22 protein-coding genes are annotated in these 24,686 nt (G+C 72.6%); 6 read left to right on the top strand and 16 right to left on the bottom strand.

What is annotated here, in order from left to right:
- Positions 1 to 55 precede the first annotated feature (55 nt).
- Positions 56 to 1,498, bottom strand: coding sequence for a protein kinase (locus tag OOJ98_RS18115; protein ID WP_267055933.1), 1,443 nt, complete (start codon positions 1,496 to 1,498; stop codon positions 56 to 58).
- A 383-nt stretch (positions 1,499 to 1,881) separates the two neighbouring features.
- On the opposite strand from OOJ98_RS18115, the gene OOJ98_RS18110 reads away from it, so the two are divergent.
- Entirely contained in the window at positions 1,882 to 2,526 is a 645-nt protein-coding gene (locus OOJ98_RS18110; RefSeq protein ID WP_323177928.1) for a TetR family transcriptional regulator, read from the top strand.
- Here OOJ98_RS18110 and OOJ98_RS18105 read toward each other — a convergent pair.
- The 3 genes from OOJ98_RS18105 to OOJ98_RS18095 all read right to left on the bottom strand — a co-directional run bounded on the left by OOJ98_RS18105 (position 2,523) and on the right by OOJ98_RS18095 (position 6,894).
- Complete coding sequence (locus OOJ98_RS18105) at positions 2,523 to 4,736, bottom strand: alpha-N-acetylglucosaminidase (protein ID WP_267055931.1); 2,214 nt, start codon at positions 4,734 to 4,736, stop codon at positions 2,523 to 2,525. The genes OOJ98_RS18110 and OOJ98_RS18105 overlap by 4 nt on opposite strands.
- 190 nt (positions 4,737 to 4,926) lie before the next feature.
- Entirely contained in the window at positions 4,927 to 6,489 is a 1,563-nt protein-coding gene (locus OOJ98_RS18100; RefSeq protein WP_267055930.1) for an ABC transporter substrate-binding protein, read from the bottom strand.
- Between the two features lie 132 nt (positions 6,490 to 6,621).
- A complete protein-coding gene (locus tag OOJ98_RS18095; RefSeq protein WP_267055929.1) occupies positions 6,622 to 6,894 on the bottom strand; it encodes an SCO4848 family membrane protein in 273 nt (90 codons plus the stop codon).
- Between OOJ98_RS18095 and OOJ98_RS18090 the strand changes: the two genes are divergently transcribed.
- Entirely contained in the window at positions 6,893 to 8,329 is a 1,437-nt protein-coding gene (locus OOJ98_RS18090) for a D-alanyl-D-alanine carboxypeptidase (RefSeq protein ID WP_323177910.1), read from the top strand. The two genes, OOJ98_RS18095 and OOJ98_RS18090, sit on opposite strands and share 2 nt — an antisense overlap.
- Positions 8,330 to 8,331: 2 nt before the next feature.
- Here the strand turns inward: OOJ98_RS18090 and OOJ98_RS18085 are convergent, their stop codons facing one another.
- From OOJ98_RS18085 to OOJ98_RS18070, 4 genes are read right to left on the bottom strand one after another with little or no spacing between them, the layout of a single operon-like run.
- Positions 8,332 to 9,249, bottom strand: a complete 918-nt coding sequence (locus OOJ98_RS18085; protein WP_267055927.1) for a YihY/virulence factor BrkB family protein — start codon at positions 9,247 to 9,249, stop codon at positions 8,332 to 8,334.
- Complete coding sequence (locus tag OOJ98_RS18080; protein WP_267055926.1) at positions 9,237 to 9,713, bottom strand: GtrA family protein; 477 nt, start codon at positions 9,711 to 9,713, stop codon at positions 9,237 to 9,239. The genes OOJ98_RS18085 and OOJ98_RS18080 overlap by 13 nt, the downstream gene beginning before the upstream one ends.
- On the bottom strand, positions 9,710 to 10,660 hold the full coding sequence (locus tag OOJ98_RS18075; protein WP_267055925.1) for a decaprenyl-phosphate phosphoribosyltransferase: 951 nt from the start codon (positions 10,658 to 10,660) through the stop codon (positions 9,710 to 9,712). The genes OOJ98_RS18080 and OOJ98_RS18075 overlap by 4 nt, the downstream gene beginning before the upstream one ends.
- Positions 10,657 to 11,196: a phosphatase PAP2 family protein gene (locus OOJ98_RS18070; protein ID WP_267055924.1), complete on the bottom strand. Its 540-nt coding sequence runs from the start codon at positions 11,194 to 11,196 to the stop codon at positions 10,657 to 10,659. Before OOJ98_RS18070 ends, OOJ98_RS18075 begins: the two co-directional genes overlap by 4 nt.
- Positions 11,197 to 11,412: 216 nt before the next feature.
- Here OOJ98_RS18070 and OOJ98_RS18065 point away from each other — a divergent pair, with 216 nt between their 5' ends.
- Positions 11,413 to 12,822, top strand: coding sequence for an FAD-binding oxidoreductase (locus tag OOJ98_RS18065; RefSeq protein WP_267055923.1), 1,410 nt, complete (start codon positions 11,413 to 11,415; stop codon positions 12,820 to 12,822).
- A 46-nt stretch (positions 12,823 to 12,868) separates the two neighbouring features.
- Positions 12,869 to 13,624 carry a decaprenylphospho-beta-D-erythro-pentofuranosid-2-ulose 2-reductase gene (locus OOJ98_RS18060; RefSeq protein ID WP_267055922.1) on the top strand — a complete coding sequence of 252 codons (756 nt, stop codon included), beginning with the start codon at positions 12,869 to 12,871 and terminating at the stop codon, positions 13,622 to 13,624.
- Between the two features lie 10 nt (positions 13,625 to 13,634).
- On the opposite strand, the gene OOJ98_RS18055 is transcribed toward OOJ98_RS18060, so the two are convergent.
- The 3 genes from OOJ98_RS18055 to glyA form a co-directional block, all read right to left on the bottom strand.
- Positions 13,635 to 14,213, bottom strand: a complete 579-nt coding sequence (locus OOJ98_RS18055; protein WP_267055921.1) for a 2'-5' RNA ligase family protein — start codon at positions 14,211 to 14,213, stop codon at positions 13,635 to 13,637.
- A 111-nt stretch (positions 14,214 to 14,324) separates the two neighbouring features.
- Entirely contained in the window at positions 14,325 to 15,338 is a 1,014-nt protein-coding gene (gene trpS / locus OOJ98_RS18050) for a tryptophan--tRNA ligase (protein ID WP_267055920.1), read from the bottom strand.
- Positions 15,339 to 15,968: 630 nt separating this feature from the next.
- On the bottom strand, positions 15,969 to 17,240 hold the full coding sequence (gene glyA, locus OOJ98_RS18045; RefSeq protein ID WP_267055919.1) for a serine hydroxymethyltransferase: 1,272 nt from the start codon (positions 17,238 to 17,240) through the stop codon (positions 15,969 to 15,971).
- Between the two features lie 210 nt (positions 17,241 to 17,450).
- Between glyA and rocD the strand changes: the two genes are divergently transcribed.
- Entirely contained in the window at positions 17,451 to 18,686 is a 1,236-nt protein-coding gene (rocD, locus tag OOJ98_RS18040; protein ID WP_267055918.1) for an ornithine--oxo-acid transaminase, read from the top strand.
- 34 nt (positions 18,687 to 18,720) lie between these two features.
- On the opposite strand, the gene OOJ98_RS18035 is transcribed toward rocD, so the two are convergent.
- The 5 genes from OOJ98_RS18035 to OOJ98_RS18015 all read right to left on the bottom strand — a co-directional run bounded on the left by OOJ98_RS18035 (position 18,721) and on the right by OOJ98_RS18015 (position 23,616).
- Positions 18,721 to 19,683, bottom strand: coding sequence for a hypothetical protein (locus tag OOJ98_RS18035; protein ID WP_267055917.1), 963 nt, complete (start codon positions 19,681 to 19,683; stop codon positions 18,721 to 18,723).
- A gap of 7 nt (positions 19,684 to 19,690) precedes the next feature.
- Positions 19,691 to 20,104 carry a hypothetical protein gene (locus tag OOJ98_RS18030; RefSeq protein WP_267055916.1) on the bottom strand — a complete coding sequence of 138 codons (414 nt, stop codon included), beginning with the start codon at positions 20,102 to 20,104 and terminating at the stop codon, positions 19,691 to 19,693.
- A 1-nt stretch (position 20,105) separates the two neighbouring features.
- Positions 20,106 to 21,869 (bottom strand): hypothetical protein, encoded by a 1,764-nt coding sequence (locus OOJ98_RS18025; protein WP_267055915.1) that lies wholly within the window; start codon positions 21,867 to 21,869, stop codon positions 20,106 to 20,108.
- Positions 21,870 to 22,094: 225 nt separating this feature from the next.
- Positions 22,095 to 23,282, bottom strand: a complete 1,188-nt coding sequence (locus OOJ98_RS18020; protein WP_267055914.1) for a glutathionylspermidine synthase family protein — start codon at positions 23,280 to 23,282, stop codon at positions 22,095 to 22,097.
- Between the two features lie 58 nt (positions 23,283 to 23,340).
- Positions 23,341 to 23,616 carry a hypothetical protein gene (locus tag OOJ98_RS18015; RefSeq protein WP_267055913.1) on the bottom strand — a complete coding sequence of 92 codons (276 nt, stop codon included), beginning with the start codon at positions 23,614 to 23,616 and terminating at the stop codon, positions 23,341 to 23,343.
- A 180-nt stretch (positions 23,617 to 23,796) separates the two neighbouring features.
- Here OOJ98_RS18015 and OOJ98_RS18010 point away from each other — a divergent pair, with 180 nt between their 5' ends.
- Positions 23,797 to 24,684: a hypothetical protein gene (locus OOJ98_RS18010; RefSeq protein WP_267057010.1), complete on the top strand. Its 888-nt coding sequence runs from the start codon at positions 23,797 to 23,799 to the stop codon at positions 24,682 to 24,684.
- The last annotated feature ends 2 nt before the right edge of the window (positions 24,685 to 24,686 follow it).

Genomic DNA, 24,686 nt, shown 5'->3' with positions numbered 1-24,686 from the left:
GATCCCCTCCGGGGAGCCGGCCCGTCCTGTACGCCCCCCACCGCGTCCACGCCCCCTACGGCGCCGACAGCACCGTAGCGATGTCGACCAGGGCGGCGAGTCCGAGTGCGGAGTGGATCACCAGCGGCAGCAGGGCGCTCACCTGAAGGAGCCCGGACCCCACGCGACGCGATTCGGTCAGTGATGCCACACCGCCCTTGCCCGCCAGCCAGAATCCACAGGCGGAGGACACCGCGGGCAGCACGACCAGGCCCCGTGGGATGTTCGCGCGGTACACCAGAACGTCGAGCAGCAGGGTCAGCACGATCAGCGCGTACGAGCGGCCGATCAAACGCCGACGCTCGCGCAGGCCACGAGGCGTCGTGGGCGCTGGTCCGGCGAACGGGGCGGTCGGCGGCAGGACGTACGCGAGCGTGGGCGGAGACTGGGGCGGCGCGGGCACATGGGCGGGCTCTGATGCCGGTCCCGCCGGGACGGGCGGGTGGACCGGCGGAGCCAGAAGTGCGGGCGGGCGGCCGGGCCCACCCCCGGGCACGGGCCCGGTCCGCGTGCGCGCCGCGTGCAGGTCGGTATCGGCCGCCGTTGCACCGCTGTCCAGCACGGTCGGGCGATTTCCCGCCTCCTCCTCAAGGCGTTTGGGCAGCAACCGCACCAGCGCCAGCCGCATGGACGGTGCGTCGGGGAACCGGTCCTGCCGGCTCTTGGCCAAGGCGCGCGCCACGATGTCCTCGACCGCGGAGGGAACGTCGGCGCCCGCCTCGGCGAGTGTCGGGGGTGTCATCGTGCAGTGCTGGTAGCCGATCGCGTTCCCGGTGTCCGCGTCGAACGGGACAGCGCCGGTGAGCAGTTCGAAGAGCATGACGCCCACCGCGTACAGGTCTGCCCGCTCGTCGATGGCTCCGCGCCCCTCGAACTGCTCGGGCGCCATGTAGTGCGGTGTGCCGATGACGAAGCCGGTTCCTGTGAGAGCCGTGCCCGCGCCGTCCTGGCAGAGCGCCCGAGCGATGCCGAAGTCCGTCACTTTCACCGACCCGCGCTCGGTCACCAGGACGTTGGCGGGTTTGATGTCCCGGTGTACCAGCCCCTGGGCGTGGCTCGCGGCGAGTGCCATCAGCACGTCCGCGGTGATGCGCAGTGCTTGGTCGAGAGGAAGGCCGCCGGGCCGTTCCCGAAGATACGCGCCGAGGTCGCGCCCTCTTACGTACTCCATGACGAGGAAGGGAACGACGGCCCCGGCCAGGCTCTCCTCCCCCACGTCGTGCACCGCGACCACATGGGGTTCGCTCAGCCGGGCCATCATCCGGGCCTCGCGGCGGAACCGCTCGCGGTTGCCGGGCACGGATGCCACGGCGGCGTTCATCGTCTTGACCGCGACGACCCTGCCAAGCGAGGTGTCCACGGCCCGGTACACCGCGGCCATGCCGCCCTCGCCGATCAACTCCTCAATGACATAACGGCCTTGGGCCAGTGCTTGGCCCGCCCCGAGAATCACCGCCACCGCCGGATCACCCTCCCCTGTCCGACGGTCACGCTACAGCGGGCGGCCGGTGTAGATCATGACGAGTGCCGGATCGGCTCGTCATCGACGGCGCCCGGGGGCGGTCCGGCCCGTTGGGCACACCCTGGCGCAGCGCCGCCGGTGCGACCCGTACGGCACATGCACCCGGGGCGACTGCGCGTCCTCGCCTCCCAGTGCTCCCTGGTGATGAACGTGACGGGGCTGCCGCGCGCGGGTGTGAACCCTGGCCTCCGCGCTTCCACCTGGCCGATTAGGCTCGTGGCGTGCCAGCAGAGAACGTGTCCGAAGAGACGGCCCCGGATGGGGCCGGGTCCCGGCCCGCCAAGGGCGAGCAGACCCGCACCCTGATCCTGGAGACCGCGATGCGGCTCTTCCAGGAGCGGGGGTACGACAAGACCACGATGCGGGCCATCGCCCAGGAGGCCGGGGTCTCGGTCGGCAACGCGTACTACTACTTCGCCGGCAAGGAGCACCTGATCCAGGGCTTCTACGACCGGATCGCCGCCCAGCACCACGCGGCCGTGCGGGAGGTCCTGGACACCGAGACGGATCTGGAGGCGCGGCTCGCCGGGGTGCTGCGGGTCTGGCTCGACATCGCGTCGCCGTACCACGAGTTCGCGGCGCAGTTCTTCAAGAACGCGGCGGATCCGGACAGCCCGCTCAGCCCGTTCTCCACGGAGTCGGAGCACGCCCGCGAGGCCGCGATCTCCGTGCACCGCGAGGTCCTGGCCGGCACGAAGACCAAGGTGCCGGCCGAACTCGTCGACGTACTGCCCGAGTTGATGTGGCTGTCGCAGATGGGGCTCGTCCTGTACTGGGTGTTCGACCGCTCCGAGGGCCGCGAGCGCAGCTACCGGCTCGCGGCGCGGGGCGCCAAGCTCACCACCCGGGGCGTCGCGCTCGCCCGGTTCCGGGTGCTGCGGCCCCTGGTCCACGAGGTGCACGAGCTGTTCACGGACTTCCTGCCGGGGATGTCGCAGGCCGCGGCCTCCCGCAAGAAGAGTTAGCCGAGGCCGAGGGTCCGGCTCACCTCCCCCGCCACCTTCACGATGTCGCCCCTGGGCTCCGTCGCGAACGGCGGGTGGGTGCGCACCCAGGTGTCCTCCAGGGCGTACCAGTCGACGGGGGCCGGGGGGCGGCCCGTGGTGAGGGCCGTGGTCAGGGTGTCGAAGAAGGTGCGCCAGCGCAGGGTGTAGAGGCCGCCGACCAGGCCGGACCACTCGCGGTTGGCGTAGTCCCGCAGATGCCCGTCGTCGGCCGCCGCGCGGGGCCCCCACACCGTGAGGAGGGTCAGCGCGTCGTACTCCAGGCGGCCCTTCTCCTCGGCCGTCGCGCCCCACGACCGGGCGTCTGCGAGCCACCGCCCCAGGAGATGGCCCCGGTCGGTCGCGACGACGCGTTCCAGGAGGTCCAGGTCGCGCAGCCACTCCCCCGTGAGGCTCGCGAAGCGCTGGGTGTCCTTAGCCGTGTAGGCGGCGCGGATGTCCGGGAGCAGCCGGCGGGACCGGTTGGAGAGGGTCTGGCGGGCCACGTCCAGCAGGTCGTAGCGGTAGGCCGACGAGGTGCGCAGGGCGGGCGCCACGGCCAGGAGCGCGGGCAGCGCCTTGGCGAACTCGGCCGCGTCGTACCGCAGTTGGTGGGGCGAGAAGTATGCGGCCGCCAGGACGTTCAGGTCGGGGCGGGCGCCGAACAGGCCGTCCGCGCCCTCGCTCCAGGAGTCGGCGCGCGTGGTGCCGTACGCGGTGCGGCGCAGCACGTCCCACGCGAGGGCCGCGTGCGGGTCGTCGGCGCCGTACCGGTAGCGCGGCCACTGCCGGAACCACTCCTGGAGATCGAGCGGGCCGTCCGTCCAGGGCAGGTCGGAGAAGAGGGCGAACGCGGCGGGGTTGTTGTCCGCGCCCTCCGGCATGAGCGCGATCCCGTCGAGCGCGCTGTCGGGCTTGGTGCGCCACTTCTCGTACAGGGACGCCCAGTCGGGGGTGTTGGCTCCCATCGCGGTGTGGCCGCCGAAGTTCCAGATGGAGCCGAAGGCGTAGGGCGTGCCCTCCCAGCTCTTCTCGCGGTCGGTGACGGAGGGGAAGCGGTCGGAGAGGCCGTCGACGATGAGGAGCCGGGTCGTGTCGACGGCTTCGACGATCTCGCGGTGCGGGTTGTTCTGCCAGCCCAGGATGGTCCAGAGCGCCCCGGGGTGCGCCGTGCGCAGCGCCGTTTCGACGGCCCGCGCGGCGTCGCCGATCGGCACGTCGCCGGGGGTGCCGCCCTCGTGCAGCAGGTCCATCTTGTAGGCCGGTGCGGCGCCGAGCAGTTCGGTCTGTACATCGTAGAACGTCTGCGCGACCCGGGCGAAGGAGTCGGTGCGCGGGTCGAGCCAGTCGGGCCGGGGGAAGCCGCCCCAGACGCCCTGCGGCACCACACGGGCCTCCGGGTCGCGGTCGGTGAAGCCCGGCGGGACCGTGCCGAAGTAGCCGGGCAGCACCGGACTCATGCCGAGTTCGCGCAGCCGGGTCACGACACGGACCGCCAACTCGGCGCGCTCGTCGAGGAGTTGACGGCTGAGCGGACCGCCGAACCCGGACATGTTCTGGAGCAGCCACCAGGGCTGGTGCGCGGGCCCGGGGAGCCAGGCGCGCAGTTCGGCGTCGTCGTAGCCGTGCTGGAGGAAGGTGCGGTGGTAGACGCTGTCCGCGCCGAGGTAGACGAGCACCTCGTTGTAGCCGTGCAGGGCCAGGACGTCGAGTTCGCGCTCCCAGTAGGCCCAGTCGTGGTACGGGCCGGTGTAGCCGTCGTTGGTGTCGTTGAAGGCGAAGCGGTGGGTGACGCCGGCCGACCTCTCGATGGGCGCGGGCACGGCGGGCAGGGTGGCGGGCAGGGCGGTCTGCTCGCCGGCCCAGGAGATGTGGGCGTGGGCCACCTGCCGCAAGTACCAGTGGAATCCGGTGAGTTGGACGGCCGGGGTGGTGCCCTCGACGAGGATGCGGCCGGCGCCGCCCGAGACGCGGAAGCGATCGCGGTCCCGGTCGCGGTCGGCCGCGTCCGCCGGGGCGCGGAAGGTGACCTGGCCGGTGTGGCGGGGCAGCAGCCGGGCCAGGGCCCGCGCGGCCGGGTCCGGCGCGGCGGGGCCCCGGGCCCCGGCGGCGTGTCCGGTCCCGGTGCCCGCCCCGAGGGCGAGGGCCGATCCGGCGAGCGAGCTCAGGAGCGTACGGCGGGAAAGGCGCATCCCTCGACGGAAGCAGCGAGTCCGGGCGGGGTCAATGGAGCAGAACCGGTGGCGGCTTGGACAGAAGCCCTTTGGGTGAACCCCACCGGTTCACTCCGGCCCCACGGGCCCCATCGGCCCGACGCCACCGGACGCGGCCCGGGGCCGGCCCCACCGCCCCCGGCGGCCCGGCCGGCGTGCGGCCCGCGGCTCAGATCCAGCCCAGCTCCCACAGCCGCCATACGCCCGTGCCGTCCGAGAGGTACTGCGAGCCGCTGATGTCCTTGTTGCCGAGCACGTAGTTCTTGCCCTGCCACAGCGGGATCAGCGGAACGTCCTCGGCGACCTTCTCCTGGAGCGCCTTGAAGTCCTCGGCGGTGCGGCCGCGGTCGGTGTACTCCTGGGTCTGGCGGATGAGTTCGTCCGCCGTCTTGTCGGAGTAGTTGTTGTGGAGGCTGTTGCCGGTGCCGACGAGCGGCTGGCTGAAGTTGTCGGGGTCGGGGAAGTCGGCGAGCCAGCCCGCCGTGTACGCGTCGTACTTGCCCTCGGCGTAGTTCTGCTGCATCTTCGGCCAGTCGGCCTCGGCGATCAGGTTGACCTTGAACAGGCCGTCCTTTTCGAGCTGCTTCTTGATCTCCTCGGCCTCCGCGCCGTTGGCGCCGAGCTTGCGGTACGCCATGTCGAAGCGGACCGGGAGCTGTTCGCCCTTCAGGAGCGACTTCGCCTTGACCGCGTCGGGCTGCGGGTAGGCGTCGAAGAACGCGGTGCTGTGGCCGGTGAAGCCCTGCGGGATCACCGAGTACAGCGGGTCGACGGTGCCGCTGTAGACGGCGTTGACGAGCGCTCCGCGGTCGATGAGCGCCGCGGCGGCCTCGCGGACCTTGACCCTGGAGACCGGGCTCGGCGACTTGAGGTTGAAGTTCATCGCGCGGATGTCGTAGCCGGGCGAGGTGGTGATGCGCAGATCGGGGCCCGGCGACAGCTTGGCCAGCACCGACGGCGGCATCTCACGGTGGGTGACGTCGACCTGCTTCGCCTGCCAGGCGTCGTTGAGCTGGTCGGCCTCGGCGAAGTAGCGCACCGTGATGGGCAGCCCCGACTTGGTCACGGCGCCGTGGTAATGCGGATTGGGCTCCAGGCTCGCGCTGACGGGGTGCCCCGAGGAGTCCTTCGTGTACCCCTTGAGCAGGTACGGGCCCGAGCCGCTCACCGAGTCGCCCTTGCGCAGCCCGTCCGCCGGGTACTGGCTGCTGTCGACGATGGAGCCCGCGCCGGTGGCGAGCTTCGAGGGGAAGGTGGCGTCCTTCGTCTTCAGGTTGAAGGTGACCGTGTTCCCCTCGGCCTTCACCGAGGCGATCATCGAGAACAGCGGCTCGGGGCCGAGGTCCGATTTGATCTTGAAGATGCGGTCGAAGGAGAACTTCACGTCCTCGGCGGTCATCTTGTGCCCGCTGGAGAAGCTGACGTCGTCGCGGAGTTCGCACTGGTACGTCTGGAGCTTCTGCCCGACGAAGGTGCAGCTCTTGGCGGCGTCCGGCACCGGCGTCGAGCTTCCCTCACGGAAGGTGAGCAGCGACTGGTAGACATTGTTGTAGACCGCCCAGGACCCCGCGTCGTAGGCGCCCGCCGGGTCGAGCGACGTGATGACGTCGGTCGTGCCGACGACGATGGGGTCCTTCTTCTCGTGATCGGACGGCAGCAGCTGCCAACCCCCTACGCCGGCGACCACCACCGCCGCGCCTATTGCCACCATCCGCATACGGATCGACCGCATCGCCGTGCTCTCCTCGGAACGCCCCACCCTTGCCGGGCGCGCGGAGTCGGCACGCTGCGCCCGTGATGGGGCTCAGCCAATCACACGACCTTCACATTGTGGAAGAGACAACCAATCACTCACAGCCACTCGTTAGCCGAGCGTGACGGAACCCTCCGTAGCCGCCTGTTCACGGCGCAGGACCCGCAGCGAACGGAACCCGATCGCCCCCACCGCCGTCCCCAGGAGAAACGACGTGATGGCGAGCAGCAGGTGGACCCAGAAGTACGCGGTGGGGTCACCGGCGGCGTCGAAGGCGAGCCCGCTGCCGTCCTTCCACAGGTTCTTCACGAAAGTGATCCAGATGACCCAGCTCCACGCACCGAAGACGAGCAGGAACCAGGAGAGGGGGCGGCTGAGTTTCATGGCTCCAGTATCGGCGTCCGCCCTCGGACACCTCCGGCCGGGTGGGAGCTCCCGGCGGGTCATCCGTACGATGATCGGATCGCCGGTCGCAGCCTGTACGTTCTCGAACGTGTCTCCCGTGAACGTGATCAAGAGCGCCGAGCATCCCCTCCTCCCCGCGTCGCGTCCGCGCGCGCCGAAGCGGGCCGCCGGGCTGGCCCTGTCCGTCGCCGTGGCCGCCGCCGTGCTGCCCGCGCTCGCGGCGGCACCCGCCGCGGCGGCGCCCCGGGACGACAAGCCGGCCGCCTCGCCGACGCCCGGCGCCCCGGGCCAGCGCAATGACGCGCCGCCCACCGGCATGTCGAAGGTGGGCGGGGACCTGCTCGGCGAGGCCGGCACGCAGGTGCGGCTGGGCGCCGGTGCGCCCGTGCTCCCCAAGGACGTGACGGGACGGTCCTGGATCGTCGCGGACGCCGAGAGCGGCAAGGTGCTCGCCTCGCACAATCCGCACTGGCGGCTGCCCCCCGCGTCCACCCTGAAGATGCTCTTCGCCGACACCGTGCTGCCCAAGTTCCCCCGGGACGAGCAGCACCTGGTGGTCGCGAAGGACCTGGCCGGGCTCGGCGCGGGCAGCAGCCTGGTCGGCGTGAAGGAGAACCTGTCGTACTCGGTGCACGACCTGTGGCTCGGGGTCTTCCTGCGCTCGGGCAACGACGCCGTGCACGTGCTGTCCTCGATGAACGGCGGCGTGGCCAAGACCGTCCAGGACATGCAGACCCAGGCCGACGACCTCCAGGCCCTCGACACACGGGTCGTCTCACCGGACGGCTACGACATGCCGGGCCAGGTCTCCAGCGCCTACGACCTGACGCTGTTCGCCCGCTCGGGGCTGCAGAACAAGGACTTCCGCGAGTACTGCGCGACGGCGACCGCCAAGTTCCCCGGCGCCGAGAACAAGGACAAGAAGCGCGAGACGTTCGAGATCCAGAACACCAACCGGCTGCTCACCGGCGACTTCGGGCTCAACCCGTACAAGGGCATCGCGGGCGTCAAGAACGGCAACACCACCAACGCGGGTGCCACCTTCACCGGGGTCGCCGAGCGGAACGGCAAGGTGCTCCTCGTCACCGTCATGAACCCCGAGGCGCGCGAGAGCCAGGCCGTCTACAAGGAGGCGGCGCGGCTGCTCGACTGGGGGTTCGCGGCCAGCGGGAAGGTCACCCCGGTCGGTGACCTGGTCCCGCCGAAGTCGGCGACGGCCAAGACCGGCACGAGCACGGGCGCGAGCGCCGGCAGCGCGCAGGCCGGGGCGAAGAACCGCCCCGGGCAGGCGTCCGCGGCCAAGGGCGAGAGCGGCGGCGCCGGCACCGCGCTCGGGATCGCCGGCGGCGCACTGGCCCTGGTGGCCGGCGCGGTCTTCCTGATCAACCGGCGCTGGCCGCTCCGGCGGCGCTGACCTCAGTCGGTGGCGACCGCTCCGGAGGCGCCGGGGCCGGGGTCCTCGGCGAGAGCCGGGTCGTCCTCCTTCGACGGGGTGGCCGTCCACGCCGCGCAGAACAGGAGCAGCTTCGCCGTGAAGTTGATCCAGAGCAGCAGCGCGATGGGCACCCCGAAGGCCCCGTACATGCTCTTGGCCGCGACGCCCTTGATGTAGCCGCCGAGCAGCAGCTTCAGGAGTTCGAAGCCGATCGCGAAGACCAGCGCCGCCACGAAGAGCCTCCGGCGCGGCGGGCTCACGCCGGGCAGCAGCGTCAGGACGTACAGCAGGAGCAGGAAGTCCGCGACGACGGCGACGGCGATCGCCGCGACGCGCAGGAACACGCCCCCCGCGCCGCCCTGGTCGATGCCGAGCTTGTCGGCGGTCCAGCCGACGGCGGTGGAGCCGACGGAGGACGCGGCCCAGGAGGCGAGCCCCGCGGCGCCGAGGCCCAGCAGGATGCCGCCGTCCTTGAGCTTGCGCAGGACGGGGTTCTCCTCGGCGTCGGTGTCCTCGGCCTCCCACACCACGCGCAGACAGCCGCGCATCTGGGAGACCCAGCCGATGCCCGTGAAGAGCAGCAGGGCACCGGCCACGAGGCCGACGGTGCCCGCGTTGTCGATCAGGGACTGGAGGTCGAGCTGGTCGGAGATGCCGGGGACCTGCTCGGCGATGGTGTGCTGGAACTTCTGCACCTGGTCGCCGGAGAGCAGCGCGGCCGCGACGGCGGCGCCTACGGTGAGCAGCGGGAACAGCGCGAGGAAGCTGATGAAGGTGATGGCGGCGGCCAGCCTGGACCAGTAGACGCGGTCGAGCCGCTCGTAGGAGCGCCAGGCGTGGGTCCGCATGAGCCGGACGATCCAGGGCCCCACAACGGGAAGTTTCTTCAGCCAGTCCATGACGTACGACTACCCTCTCCGGCTCGACCGTGTCCGTGCGGAGGCAATCCTTCCGGTCCCCCGCCGAAGACCAGCGTTCTCGTTCCCCAGAAGCGCAAACAGGTCGCGAGGGCCATGCCGAACACCGCTCCCGAGAGGGTGTCGGCGCGCGGCGACGTGTACCCGAGGCCGTAGTGCGTGACCGCGATGCACAGGAGCTGGACCAGGGCACCCGCGAGGTTCACGGCGAGGAAGACGACGTACTCGCGCCGGCCGGCCCCGCGCCCCCGGTAGGTGCCGAAGGCGTTGCCGAGGTAGGCGACCGTGCAACCGGCCACGAACGAGAGGGACTTGGCGGCGACCGGGTCCCAGCCGAGGCCCGAGCGCAGCCACACGAAGAGGCCGAGGTCGACGGCGTACGCGCAGACCCCGGCCAGTGCGAAGCCGACCACCTCGGACCGGGCGATGGAGCGGGCGGTGCTCACAGGTCGGTCACCGCGAGCGCGTACATGGCGACCCAGACGAGGCCGATGACGGCGAGGGCGCGGTCGTGCAGCACGACGTCCTCGGGGGCGCCGGCGCTGCCCCGGTCGGCGAAGACGGCGTAGCGCAGGATCGCCCCGATGAAGGGCACCATCGACAGCTGCCGCCAGGGCAGCAGCGCGCCGTTGGCGACACCGCCCGCCTCCAGCGCCCACATGCAGTACGCGAGCACGGCGACGCCCGCGGCGAGCTGCCACACGAAGCGCAGATAGCCGGTGGTGTAGGCGTCGAGGAGCGCGCGGGTGGCGGCGCCCTTGCCCTCCATCCGGAGCGCCTCGGAGTACCGCTTGGCCGAGACCATGAACAGGGCGCCGAACCCGGCGGTGATGAGGAACCAGCGGGAGAGCGGGATGCCGAGCGCGACTCCGCCGGTCATCGCCCGCATCAGGAACCCGGTGGTGACCACGACCAGGTCGACGACGAGGACGTGCTTGAGCTTGACGCAGTAGGCGAGCTGCATGACGACGTACGACGACAGCAGCGTGGCCGTCATCGCGTTGCAGGTCAGCGCGGCGGCCAGCGGAGCGAGCACCGCGAGGACCCCGCCGGCCGCGTAGGCGGCGGCGACCGGCACCTGCCCGGCGGCGACCGGGCGGCGGCACTTGTCGGGGTGGGCGCGGTCGGCCTCGGCGTCGCGGGCGTCGTTGATGAGGTAGACGGCCGACGCCGCGGCGGTGAACAGGCAGAAGACCAGGGCGAGTCGGGTGATGTCGTGCGGACTCGACAGCCGTCCCGCGGCGGCCGGCGCCGCCATCACGAGCACGTTCTTGACCCACTGCCGGGGCCGCGCGGTCCGCACGAGGGCGCCGGGCAGCGCGAGCAGGCGCCGGTGCGCCGGGGCCGCCGCGGCCCCGTGGTCGTCGAGGAGGACGACGCCGGGCTCGGTCATCGGCGCGCTCCTTCGAGGGCGCCCAGCATCCAGGCCGCGCCCGCCCGCGCGGTGACACCGCCGAGCAGCGCGCCGGCCGCGATGTCGCTCGGGTAGTGCACCCCGGCGACCAGGCGCGAGACGCACACGGCGGCGGCGAGCGGCGGCACCAGGTGCGCGCCGGCGGGCCGCAGCGCCCCGTAGGCGACGGCGGCGGCCGCCGCGGAGCTGGCGTGCGAGCTGGGGAAGGAGTGCCGCCCCGCGGTCCGCACCAGGGGTTCGGCCGCGGCGAGCGACGGGCGCGGTCGGCGCACCAGGCGCTTGACGCCCATGCTGGCGAGGTGGGCGGCGGCGACCAGGGCGGTACCGCGCAGCCAGGGGCCGCGCCGGTCCCGGTCGACTGCGGCGCCCGCGAGCCCGGCCGCGAGCCAGAGCGCGCCGTGCTCACCGGCCCAGGACAGGGTGCGGGCGGCGGCGGCCACCCGCGGGTCCGCGCCGCAGTCGCGCAGCGCGGCCAGGAGCCGCTCGTCGGCGTCGGCGCACGACGGTCTCTGCATCTGCCACCCCTCTTCCATGACGTCGTCGGCCCGCCAACTGGCCGCAGGCCACCGGCGACTCTCCTGCGCCTCACGGGTGTATTACGGGACAAATGGGACTGACACTCAGGTAATCACCCATTTCGGTGAGTGATGATCTGCACGCCCGGCGCGACGCGGGCGAGGGAGCGGCGCGAGTGGGGCAAAGGGGATGAGTTAGGCGATACGGTCACATTCATGTCTGCCGAGACGACACCCGACACGGCGCCCACCACCGGGCCCGACACCGTGCCCGCACCCGCCGGCGCCCCGACGTCCGTGAGCGGCTGGGGCCGCACCTCCCCCACCACGGCCCGGCTGTTCCGCCCCCGCAGCTACGAGGAGGCGGCGGACGCCGTGCGGGCGTGCGGCGCGCGCGGCACCATCGCCCGCGGGCTCGGCAGGGCGTACGGGGACGCCGCACAGAACGCGGGCGGCGCGGTCCTCGACATGACCGGACTCGACCGCATCCGCACCGTGGACGTCGAGGCCGGCGTGGTCGTCTGCGACGCGGGCGTCAGCCTGCACCGCCTGATGGAGGTGCTGCTGCCGCTCGGCTGGTTCGTCCCGGTGACCCCCGGCACCCGCTACGTCACGGTCGGCGGGGCGATCGGCGCCGACATCCACGGCAAGAACCACCACGTCTCGGGCTCCTTCACCCGCCATGTCCGCTCCCTCGACCTGCTCACCGCCGACGGCACGGTACGCACCGTCGACGCGGACAGCGAGCTGTTCGACGCGACGGCCGGCGGCATGGGCCTGACCGGAGTGATCCTGCGCGCCACGATCCAACTCCTGCCGGTCCAGACCTCGTTGATGGCCGTCGACACCGAACGGGCGGTGGACCTGGACGACTTGATGACGCGGCTCGAATCGGGCGACCACCGCTACCGCTACTCGGTGGCCTGGATCGACCTGCTCGCACGGGGCGGCGCGACCGGGCGCGCGGTGCTGACCCGCGGCGAACACGCCCCGCTCGACATGCTGCCGCCCCGCGCCGCCCGCACCCCGCTCGCCTTCCGGCCGCGCCGGCTGCCGGCCGCGCCGTCCTTCCTGCCCGAGGGGCTGCTCGGCCGCGCCTCCGTCACCGCGTTCAACGAGCTCTGGTACCGCAAGGCGCCCAAGCACCGCACGGGCGAACTCCAGCGCATCTCGACCTTCTTCCACCCCCTCGACGGGGTGCCGCACTGGAACCGCGTCTACGGGCGCGGCGGCTTCGTGCAGTACCAGTTCGTCGTCGGGTACGGCCAGGAGGAGGCCCTGCGCGCCATCGTGCGCCGCATCTCGCGGCACGGCTGCCCCTCGTTCCTCGCCGTGCTCAAACGCTTCGGCGAGGCCGACCCCGGCTGGCTGTCGTTCCCCCTCCCCGGCTGGACCCTCGCCCTCGACATCCCCGCCAAGCTGCCGGGTCTCGGCCTCCTCCTCGACGAGCTGGACGAGCAGGTGGCCGGCGCGGGCGGCCGCGTCTACCTCGCGAAGGACGCGCGGATGCGCCCGGAGCTGGTCGAGCGCATGTATCCGATGCTGCCCCAATTCCGTTCGCTGCGCGCCGAGTTGGACCCACGCGGAGTCTTCACCTCGGACATGAGCCGCCGCCTGGGCCTGTGACCCGCGCCGCTCCCCCGCCCCTCCCCTTCTGCCTCAAGGAGCCCTGATGAAGGACGCGTTCGGCACCCCGCAATCGCTGCTCGTGCTCGGTGGTACGTCCGAGATCGGCCTCGCCACCGCCCGCCGCCTGGTGGCCCGCCGCACCCGTACGGTCTGGCTCGCGGGCCGCCCCTCGCCCGCCCTCGACGCGGCGGCGGCCGGTCTGCGCGAGCTGGGCGCGGACGTCCACACCGTCGCCTTCGACGCCCTCGACCCCGCCGCGCACGAGGTCGCCCTCGGCAAGGTGTTCGCCGAGGGCGACATCGACATGGTGCTGCTCGCGTTCGGGGTGCTCGGCGACCAGTCCCGCGACGAGGGCGAGCCGCTCGCCGCGGTACGCGTCGCGCAGACCAACTACACCGGCGCGGTCTCCGCCGGCCTCGTCTGCGCGAAGGCGCTCCAGGCCCAGGGCCACGGCTCGCTCGTCGTGCTGTCGTCGGTGGCCGGCGAGCGCGCCCGGCGCAGCAACTTCATCTACGGATCGAGCAAGGCCGGACTCGACGTGTTCGCCCAGGGCCTCGGCGACGCGCTGCACGGCAGCGGGGTGCACGTCATGGTCGTACGCCCCGGATTCGTCCGTACGAAGATGACGGCCGGGCTCACCGAGGCGCCGCTCGCCACGACGCCCGAGGCGGTGGCCCTCGCCATCGAGACGGGGCTGCGGCGACGGGCCGAGGTGGTGTGGGTGCCCGGCGCGATGCGGCTGGTGATGTCCGCGCTGCGGCACGTGCCGCGCGGGGTGTTCCGCCGGCTGCCGGTGTGAGCGGCCGGAGCTAGCGCAGGGAGGGGTGGTCCAGGCAGGCGCCCTGCGCGGGGACGCCGAGCGCCCCGATGCCGAAGGGGTAGTCGCGCAGCTTGCGCCACACCCCGTCGGCGCCCTGCTCGTAGAGGGCGAACCCGTCGCACGTCCAGGACGCCGAGAAGCCGGCGAGGGACTCGTACGCCACGTCCATCGCCTCCTCGGAGATGCCGTGCGCCACGGTGACGTGGGGGTGGTACGGGAACTGGAGCTCGCGCACCAGCGGGCCCGCCTCGTCGCGCACCCGCTGCTGGAGCCACGCGCACTCGCCGGCCCCCTCGGCGACCTGCACGAAGACGACCGGGGAGAGCGGGCGGAACGTGCCCGTGCCGCCGAGCCGCATCGTGAAGACGCGGCCCGCCGCCGCGACCGAGGCCAGGTGGGCCTCGATCTCCGGCAGGCACGCCGCCTCGACCTCGTGCGGCGGCAGCAGCGTGACGTGCGTGGGGATGCCGTGCGCGGCGGGGTCACCGAAGCCCGCGCGCCGCTCCTGGAGCAGGCTGCCGTAGGGCTCCGGGACCGCGATCGAAACGCCGAGCGTTACGGTCCCCACGTCGTTCTCCTCCGTGCTGTGGTGTCGATGGTGTGCAGTGTGACGCGCCGGACGGCCGCTGACCAGAGGCCGGGGCCGGGCTCCGGCCACGCCGTCCCGATCCGGACCCGGTCAGTGCTTGGCGGGCAACATGCCGACCTTGTCGTACGCCGTCGCCAGCGTCTCGGCGGCGACCGCGCGGGCCTTCTCCGCGCCCTTGGCGAGCAGCGCGTCCAGCGTCTCGGGGTCGTCGAGGTACTGCTGCGTACGGGACCGGAACGGGGTGACGAACTCCACCATGACCTCGGCGAGGTCGGTCTTGAGCGCGCCGTACATCTTGCCCTCGTAGTCGGCTTCGAGCTCGGCGACCGTGCGGCCCGTGAGCGTCGAGTAGATGGTCAGCAGGTTGGAGACGCCCGGCTTGTTCTCGGTGTCGTACTTGATCACCGTGTCGGTGTCGGTGACCGCGCTCTTGACCTTCTTCGCCGTCGTCTTCGGCTCGTCGAGCAGGTTGATGAGGCCCTTCGGCGTCGACGCCGACTTGCTCATCTTGATCGACGGGTCCTGGAGGTCGTAGATCTTCGCCGTCTCCTTGAGGATGTACGGCTCCGGGACGGTGAACGTGTCGCCGAAGCGGCCGTTGAACCGCTCGGCGAGGTCCCGGGTGAGCTCGATGTGCTGGCGCTGGTCCTCGCCGACCGGGACCTGGTTGGCCTGGTACAGCAGGATGTCGGCGACCTGGAGGATCGGGTACGTGAACAGGCCGACCGTGGCGTTGCCGGCGCCCTGCTTGGCCGACTTGTCCTTGAACTGCGTCATCCGGCTGGCCTCGCCGAAACCGGCCAGGCAGTTCATGATCCAGGCGAGCTGGGCGTGCTCGGGCACGTGGCTCTGCACGAACAGGGTGCAGCGCTCGGGGTCGACCCCGGCGGCGAGCAGCTGCGCCACGGCGAGCCGGGTGTTGGCGCGCAGCTCGGCGGGGTCCTGCGGGACGGTGATCGCGTGGAGGTCCACGACCATGTAGAACGCGTCGTGGGACTCTTGCAGCGCCACCCACTGGCGGACCGCGCCGAGGTAGTTGCCGAGGTGGAACGAGCCTGCGGTGGGCTGGATTCCGGAGAGCACGCGCGGACGATTCAGGGCCATGCTCAGCATTCTCTCAGGTGGGCGCGCCCACCCGGAAACCCCACACTTGTGACCGCCCCCACAACCGAACGAGGCCCGGGGCAAAGCCCCAGGAACCCCGGCCTCCGTCTGCGGACCGTGCCCGCGTCCCGCGCAGTTCCCCGCGCCCCTGACTACTCCATGCCGGGCAGCATGCGCATCCTCAGCCTGTCCGGCGTTTGAGGACGAGCGCCGTTCAGGCGCGTTCGGGGCCTGGGGCGGAGCCCCAGCGACCCCGGTTTCGTCTGCGGACCGTGCGGGGCTGGTCGCGCAGTTCCCCGCGCCCCTGTAGGGCTCCCTGCGTCGCGCCCACCGCGGCGGAGCCGCGCACGGGTCACAGCCCCGCGCCCCTGGCGGCACTGGTGCCGGGCAGCATGCCCATCCCGGGCCACCTCAGCCCGTCCGGCGATTGAGGACGAGCGCCCTCAAGGCGCGAACGGGGTCTGGGGCGGAGCCCCAGGCAACCCCGCCTTCGGCTGCGGACCGTGCTCGCGTCTCGCGCAGTTCCCCGCGCCCCTGGGTGGGCTGCTCTTGGCGGGATGCCCAGCTTCGGCATCTTCAGCCCGTCCGGCGATTGAGGACGAACCGGGCGGGGTCCCAGGTGGGGCGGGGTCAGGTCAGGGGGAGGCCGGGGGCCGGGTGGGTGGAGAGGAGGTCGGTCACCTCGGAGCGGATGGCCGACAGGGCGCCCTCGTCACCGGACCGGGCCGCCGCGACACCCCGGTCGATCCACTCCGCGACCAGCGGCATGTGCTCGACCACCAGACCCCGTGACGTCAGGGACGGCGTACCGATGCGGATCCCGGACGGGTCGAACGGCTTGCGGGGGTCGTACGGAACCGTGTTGTAGTTGACGACGATCCCCGCCCGGTCAAGCCCCTTCGCCGCGATCTTGCCGGACACGTCGCGCGCCGTCAGGTCCATCAGGATCAGGTGGTTGTCCGTGCCGCCGGACACCAGGTCGAACCCCCGGTCGAGCAGCGCGTCCGCGAGGGCCTTCGCATTGGCCACGACCTGGTGCGCGTACGCGCAGAACGCCGGCTGCGCCGCCTCGTGCAGCGCGACCGCGATCGCCGCGGTGGTCTGGTTGTGGGGCCCTCCCTGGAGCCCCGGGAAGACCGCCTTGTCGAGGGCTTTCGCATGCTCCTCGCGGGACATCAGCATCGCGCCCCGCGGCCCCCGCAGCGTCTTGTGCGTGGTCGTCGAGATGACGTCCGCGTACGGCGCCGGCGACGGGTGCGCGCCGCCCGCGACGAGCCCCGCGATGTGCGCGATGTCCGCGACGAGCACCGCCCCCGCTTCCTTCGCGATCTCCGCGAACGCGGCGAAGTCGATCGTGCGGGGCAGCGCGGTGCCCCCGCAGAAGATCAGCTTGGGCCGCTCCTTGAGCGCGAGCTCCCGTACCTCGTCGAAGTCGATGAGGCCCGTGTCGGCCCGCACCCCGTACTGCACCCCGCGGAACCACTTGCCGGTCGCCGAGACGCCCCAGCCGTGCGTGAGGTGGCCGCCCATGGGCAGCGCCATGCCCATGACGGTGTCGCCCGGCTCGGCGAAGGCGAGGTACACGGCGAAGTTGGCGGGCGAGCCCGAGTACGGCTGGACATTGGCGTGCTCGACGCCGAACAGGGCCCTGGCGCGCTCCACCGCGAGCGTCTCGACCTTGTCGATGTTCTGCTGGCCCTCGTAGTAGCGGCGGCCCGCGTACCCCTCGCTGTACTTGTTCTGGAGCACCGTCCCCGACGCTTCGAGGACCGCCGTCGAGACGTAGTTCTCGCTGGGGATCAGGCGCAGGGTGTCGGACTGGAGCCGCTCCTCGGCGGCGACCAGGCCGGCCAGCTCGGGGTCGGCGGCCAGCAGGGCTGGGTGGGAAAGGGGAAGGCTCATGGCGTCCTCCGGGGTCCGTGGTCGGGTTCCCGGGGTGCCCAGGCGGGCGGCACCTCTGCGGCAGGCCGCGCACGGCTCCCCCGGGGTCGCTTCCCCGCTCGCCAGTCGCCGCGCGTACCGAACACCCTACCGGCCGCCTCGAACGGCAAGGTTTCTTCGTCCAGCATCCGAGCGACGATAGAAAAGGGCACCATCGACGCCCCATGCCGCATGACGATCGGAGAACCCGTGTCGACCCACGCAGCGACCGAAGACGCCATCCGTTCCGCCGAGGCACACAGTGCGCACAACTACCATCCCCTGCCCGTCGTCGTCGCCTCCGCCGAGGGCGCCTGGATGACGGATGTCGAGGGCCGGCGCTATCTCGACATGCTGGCCGGCTACTCGGCGCTCAACTTCGGCCACGGCAACCGCCGTCTCATCGACGCCGCCAAGGCCCAGCTGGAGCGCGTGACCCTCACGTCGAGGGCGTTCCACCACGACCGCTTCGCCCAATTCTGTACGGAGCTCGCCGAGTTGTGCGGCAAGGAGATGGTGCTGCCCATGAACACGGGGGCGGAGGCGGTGGAGACCGCCGTCAAGACCGCCCGCAAGTGGGGCTACCGGGTCAAGGGCGTACCGGACGGGCAGGCGAAGATCGTCGTCGCCCGGAACAACTTCCACGGCCGTACGACCACGATCGTCAGCTTCTCCACCGATCCGGAGGCCCGCGCGGACTACGGCCCCTACACGCCGGGCTTCGAGATCGTCCCGTACGGCGACCTCACCGCGATGCGCGCCGCGGTCACCGACACCACCGTGGCGGTGCTCATCGAGCCGATCCAGGGCGAGGCGGGCGTACTGGTTCCGCCGCCCGGATACCTCGCGGGCGTACGGGAGTTGACGCGCGAGCGGAACGTGCTGTTCATGGCGGACGAGATCCAGTCCGGGCTCGGCCGCACCGGCAGGACGTTCGCGTGCGAGCACGAGGGCGTGGTGCCCGACGTCTACATCCTGGGCAAGGCGCTGGGCGGCGGCGTGGTGCCGGTGTCGGCGGTCGCCGCGTCGGCGGAGGTGCTCGGGGTGTTCCGGCCGGGCGAGCACGGCTCGACGTTCGGCGGCAACCCGCTGGCCTGCGCGGTCGCCCTGGAGGTCATCGCGATGCTGCGCGGCGGTGAGTACCAGCAGCGGGCCACCGAGCTGGGCGACCATCTCCACCGCGAGCTGGGGCTGCTGACCGGCGGCGGCGCGGTGGAGGCGGTCCGCGGGCGCGGCCTGTGGGCGGGCGTGGACATCAACCCCTCGTACGGCACCGGGCGCGAGATCTCGGAGAAGCTGATGGGCCGCGGGGTCCTGGTCAAGGACACCCACGGCTCGACCATCCGCATCGCCCCGCCGCTGGTCATCAGCAAGGAGGACCTGGACTGGGGGCTCGACCAGCTGCGCGCCGTGCTCGACGAGCACTAGGGCCCGTCCGGCGGCGGCAGTCGGCTGCGGGGCGTCAACTCGGCGACGGAGAGCCGCAGTTGGCGCCCGCGCAGAAGACGCTGAGCGCCGTCTTGAGCGTGGACTCCTGTTCCGGCCAGGCGTCGGCGGGGGCCGCGGACAGGACGGCGTACTGCTGTCCGCCGGGCGTCACGAATGCGTAGTCCGCCACCTGGCGCCGGTGGCCGAGCTCCGTGTTGTCGTAGGCGTAGACGAGCCGTGCGACCGGCCCGGAGATGCCGGGCACGGTGGCGTCGTCGGCGAGGCTGATCTCCTGGTAGCCGGACTTGGACGCGAGTTCGCCGGAGGTCTGCTTCAGCGCGTCGTACGGGGTGAGGCCGCTCGCGCCGAGCGCGTACACCTGGATCAGGCGCTTGCCGTCGGGGGCGTTGAAGAAGATGCCGTGGCTGCCCTGGTCCTCGCGGGTCCAGCCCTGCGGCACGTAGAGCCGGAACCCCTGGGGGTCCTGGGTGAGCAGGAACCCGGCGGGCACGGTCGCGGTCGGCGAGGGCGACGCCGTGGGTGAGGGGCTTCCCTTGCCGTCGGCGGCGCGGTCCGGGGTGGCGGAGGGCGCGCCGGAGACGGAGGAGGCGGGTGCGGCCTTGGCGTGGTGCGGGCCGCCGCGCGCAAGCAGATAGCCGCCGCCCGCGCCGGCCACCGCGACGACGACCAGCGCGACCAGGACCGCGACGGGCACGCGCCGCCCGCGGGACGGTCCGGTGGGCGGCAGGGACTCGGGCTGGTACGCCGAGTGCCCGTCCGCCGTCTGATATCCGCCCTCGGGGTGCGCGTACCCGTCGGGGTGCGCGTACCCGTCCGGCCGGGGCCCGTCGGCGGCCTGCGCCGGCGGCACGAAGGGCGGCGCCGGGGGCGCCGGCGGCACGGCCGGCACCCCCGGCGGGGCCGACGGTCCGGCCGCCACCGGCTCCCACTTCTGCGTCTCCGCGTTCCAGCGGACCTCGCCCTGGCCACCGCTCACCGCGCCCTCACCCGCCGATCAGGGCGTGGACGCGCTGGACCAGCGCCTCGCCGGAGGCGAGCAGGCCCGTGAGGGAGGTGGCGCCCGCCAGGAGTTCACCGAGCCGGGCCAGGCGTCCCGGCGCCGCGCGTCCGTCGGCGCGGATCTCGTCCTCGGCGCCGGCGAGCTCGGTGTCCAGGGCGCGGGTACGGTCGTTGACCACGAGCTGGGCGAGCCCGGCCCTGAACTCGACGATGGCGTCCAGGAGTTGACGGTGGGCCTCGTCGTCTGCGGTGCCCGAGTGGTAGGTGCTGTGCACCGTGTTGTGGTCGCCGACCGAGACGGATCCGGTCACTCCGCTGATCTGCACCGACCGCTGGGCGCGGTCGCGGCGCGCCTCGTCCCGGTCCCGCTGTGTGCTGTCGTCTCCCGGCATGGTCATCTCAGCCCTCGTTCTTGACGGTGTTGTGGTCGCCGACGCTGATCGCCCCTCGGGAGTTCTCGATCATGACGCCGCCCTGGGCGATGTTGACGATCTTCTGCTCGAACTGCCCGGTGTCGTAGCCGGCTTCGTACAGCGCGCTGCGCACCCCGCTGGTCACCCGGTCCTCGATGGACTTCACATACCGCCGGCAGTCCATCGCCTGGAACAGCGAGGCCTCGGGCGCCGCGGCCAGCTCGCGCACCGAGCGGGCCGGGCCGTCGGGCAGCGCCCGCCCGAACCCGCCGGTCAGGCGGACCCAGCCGGAGCAGAGCGCGCGGACCACCACGACGAGGGAGGCCACGAGCGAGCCCGGGGTGCGCCGCAGCGCCCAGCCGGCCTTGCCCAGCGGGGTGCGGCAGCCGAAGTCGTGCGCGGTGCGGTCGGCGCGGAAGAAGTCCTCGCGCAGCGGGGCCAGGACGTGCGGCGCGATCTCCAGGACCAGCATGCCGCCCTGGGTGTGGACGCGGACGAAGACGGTGGTGACGAGGTGCTCCTCCCAGCCGCCGACCCGGATCCGCAGGTAGTGCCGGCGCGCCTCGCCGCCCTCCTCCAGGGCGGCGGCGCGATGCTGCTCGAAGTCGCCTTCGCGGTACGGCGCGTGGCTGCGCGAGGGCAGCCCGTCGACGGGCAGGAAGACGTACTCGGTCACCTCCAGCTGGCGCAGCCGGTCGCGCACGGCGGTGGCCCGGTCCGGCGCGGCGGGCGCGGGGACGCGCAGCTGGGTGATGAGGGGCTCGACGATGCGCAGGACCTCGGCGTTGCTGATCGGCAGGGGGCGCTTCTCTCCGAGCGACGCGCGGGGCCGCAGCTGGATGGAGACCGACCAGGGGTCGAGGGCGTCGCCCGCGCCGCGGAAGGGCGCGTCGGCGCGGTAGACCGCGAGCGGCGCGTGCTGTTCGGCGCGGATCAGGGCGCTGAGCCGCCGGAGCCGGCCGTTGTCGTTGTTCTGCGCGGGGTCGGCCGCGAAGTCCTTGAAGCCGTCCGGGGAGAGCTCGCCCGCCATGATCCGGCCGAGCTGGAGGCGCCGCAGGAGGACGCAGAGGGCGAGCACGGCGAAGCAGGCGAGGATGCCCCAGCCGAGGCCGGGGCTGAACCCCTCGTTCGCCGCGGTGAAGGCGGTGCCGCCGACGAGCTGCGCGGGCCCCGCGACGAGCGGCGGGACGGTGTTGCCCGCGCCGGCGTAGGCGTCGCCGTACGGGTCCTCGTAGCTCGTGTAGGAGTCCTGCGAGGAGGAGTCGTAGCCGCCGAAGAGGGAGATGACCACCGCGACGGCGAACACGGTCATCAGCACGCGGCCCCACCAGCGCAGCAGGAAGGCGGGCACGGTGCGGTACCAGGGCGCGGTGCGGGCCGTGCCGCGGACGAGGCGGCCGACTCCGATGTAGAGGGACGGCACCACGAAGAGGAACAGGATCGCGTTGCGGGTGACGACCGAGCTGAGCGCCCAGAGCGCCAGCATGCCGATGGACCAGGCGAGTTCGAGGGTCCGGGCGCGCAGCGCGTGGGCGAGGACGCGGGCCGCGTCGAAGCCCAGCGAGGGCGCGGCGACCCGCTCCTCGTGGACGTACAGCTCGTCGATGACCGCGTCGCGGTACTCCGGGTCGAGGTAGGTGCCCGCCGCCATCAGACGCGTCGCCTCGCTGAGCGAGGGGTGGACCGGCGGCAGCGCGCCGGGCCGCTCGCCCGGCGGTTGCGCCTGCTCTGGCACCTGAGTCTGCGTCATGTCCTGCTCCCCGGGGCGACGGGCGGACGCCGCATTCCTCAACCCGCTTGGGCGGAAGGGGTGTTCCGGGGCGCCGCCAGCTGGACATGGTAGCGGTGCGTCACCTCTGGCGCCGCCCTGTTCACACCCTCCCCACCACCTTTTGCGGGGCATCACGCGGGGGCAGAGGGGGCACGCGGGGGCGCACGGCGCGAGAGGCGCGGCACACCCGGCCGGCAGCCGCCGTCAGCCCCTGATCACGTGCGGCAGGAACCTCGCGTACTCGTCCGTGACGAGCCCCGCGGACTCGCGGATGCCGAGACCGGCCGCCTCGTCCTCCACGACCCACGCCCCGAGGACCACCCGGTTGCCGTCGAAGTCGGGCAGCGGGGCCAACTCCTGGTAGCAGCAGGGCTCTTCGGGTGTGAGCGCGGGAGGTGAGCCCGGCGGGTGGAGGGTGACGCCCGCGCCCTCGCGGCCGAGCAGCGGCTTGGCGACGTACCCCCGGCCGGTGGCGAGGTCGCGCGGTCCGTCCAGGTAGGCGGGGAGCAGGTGGGGGTGGCCGGGGTACAGCTCCCACAGGATCGCGAGGAGCGCCTTGTTGGAGAGCAGCATCTTCCAGGCCGGCTCGATCCAGCACGTCGTCCCCGTGCCGCCGCCGTTGTCGAGGGTGTCGAGGACCTGCGGCCCGAACGCGTCCGACGCGAGCCACTCCCACGGGTACAGCTTGAAGCAGGCGCGGATGAAGCGGAGCCGCTCGTCGACGAAGCGGCCGGTGACGCTGTCCCAGCCGATGCTCTCCACCGACAGGGCCTCCGTGTCGAGGCCCGCCTGCTCGGCGGTCTCGCGCAGATAGGCGACGGTCATGAGGTCCTCGCCCAGCTCGTCGCCGTCGGAGTGGGCGAAGTGCACGGGTCCGGGCGGCAGCAGCGGGGCCTGTCGCCGCCAGGCCTCGACGAGGCGTTCGTGCAGCGAGTTCCACTGGTCGGCGCTGGGGAAGCGGTCCTCCATCCAGAACCACTGCGCGCTCGCCGCCTCGACGAGCGAGGTCGGGGTGTCGGCGTTGTACTCCAGCATCTTGGCGGGGCCGGTGCCGTCGTACCGCAGGTCGAACCGGCCGTACAGGGAGGGGAGTTCGGCCCGTCTGCGCCAGGATTCGGCGATGAGGTCGGCGAGCCGGCCGTCCATGATGCCGAGGTCGGCGAAGCGGCCCTTCTCCACGATGTGCGCCGCCGCGGCGAGGCACATGGCGTGCAGCTCCTCGACGGTCTCCTCCAGCGCCTCGACCTCGTCCGGGGTGAAGGAGTAGTAGGCGCTCTCGTCCCAGTAGGGGCGCAGCGAGTCGTCGGGGTAGCGGGTGAGCGGATAGATCACGCCCTGTTCCTCGACCGTCCGCTGCCAGTCGGGGCGGGGCTGTATGTGATGGCGTTCCATGTGTTCGCCCTACGTCGTTCCTGCGAGCGGGTGGGCCGGGGCCGGTGGGCCGGGGCGCTCAGCCGCCGCTGCTGCCGCCGTCGCTGCCGTGGCCGAACCCGCCGCGCGACACCCCGGACTTGTCGAAGGAGCCGCCGGACACCTTGCCGCTGCGGCTCTTCCCGCCGTAGTAGTACTGGCCGGTGCCGCCGCTCTTGCACTGGTACGACGGGAGTTCCTTGTACGTGACCGGGTCGACGCACCGCCGGTCCGGCTCGTCGCTGCATGCCGTGAGCGTCGCGGCGAGCACGCCCATGCCGCCGAGCACCACCGTCGTGGACCTGAACCTGCGCATTGTCCGGCCTCCCCCGCTCGTCCTGCCGTTGCCGTCGTGTCCTGCTTGTCCTGTCCCTGCCGTGAACTCTGCTGTGGGACGCGTTCCGGCCACACCCTAGTTCCCGGGCTGCGGCGACCCTCCCCCGGGCTTTCTCCGGCCGTTCGGGCCTGCGGCTACAGTCCCCTTGTGTTCCTCGGGATGATCTGCGCGCTCGCCTCCTCGGTCTGCTTCGGCACGGCCACCGTCCTCCAGGCCGCCGCGACGCGCGCCGCCGAGCCCAGTACGGGGGCGGGGGCCGGCTCCGGCGTCGACGCGGCGCTGCTGCTGCGCGCGGTGCGCCAGTGGCGCTATGTCGTGGGGCTCGCGCTCGACGGGCTCGGCTTCGTCTTCCAGATCGTCGCCCTGCGCTCGCTGCCGATCTACGCGGTGGGTGCGGCGCTCGCGGCGTCCCTCGCGGTGACGGCGGTGGTCGCGGCGCGCGTCCTGAAGGTGCGGCTCTCCGGCACGGAGTGGGCGGCGGTCGGGGTGGTGTGCGCGGGGCTCGCGATGCTCGCCCTGTCGTCCGGCGCCGAGGGCGACGAGGGCGGCCCGGACTCGCTGCGCTGGTGGCTGCTGGGGGTCGCGGCGGCGGTGCTCGCCGCGGGGGCGCTCGGCGGCCGGCTGCCGGGGCGGGCCCGCTCCCTGGTCCTCGGGCTGGGCGCGGGGTGCGGGTTCGGCGTGGTCGAGGTGGCGGTGCGCCTCATCGACGACCCCTTCGACCTGACCAACCCGGCGCTGTACGCGCTGCTGCTCGGCGGGGGCGCCGCGTTCCTGCTGCTCACGTCCGCCCTGTCGCACGGCTCGGTCACCACGGCCACGGCGGGCATGGTGCTCGGCGAGACCATCGGCCCGGCGGTGGTGGGCGTCGCCTGGCTCGGCGACCAGACCCGCGCGGGCCTCGGCTGGCTGACGATCGCGGGCTTCGCGGTGGCGGTGGCGGGCGCCCTCGCCCTGGCCCGCTTCGGCGAGGCCCCGGAGACGGAGCCGGGGGCGGCAGCGGGTCGCGAGGGGCAGGGTGCCCGCCACGGCGACGGTGCCGGCCCTTGATC

Origin of the sequence: Streptomyces sp. NBC_00083 (assembly GCF_026343295.1) — a bacterium.
In the GTDB taxonomy this organism is placed as follows: Bacteria; Actinomycetota; Actinomycetes; order Streptomycetales; family Streptomycetaceae; genus Streptomyces.
Note: the sequence above shows the minus strand (reverse complement) of the source record. Positions and strands in the feature narration are given on the sequence as shown.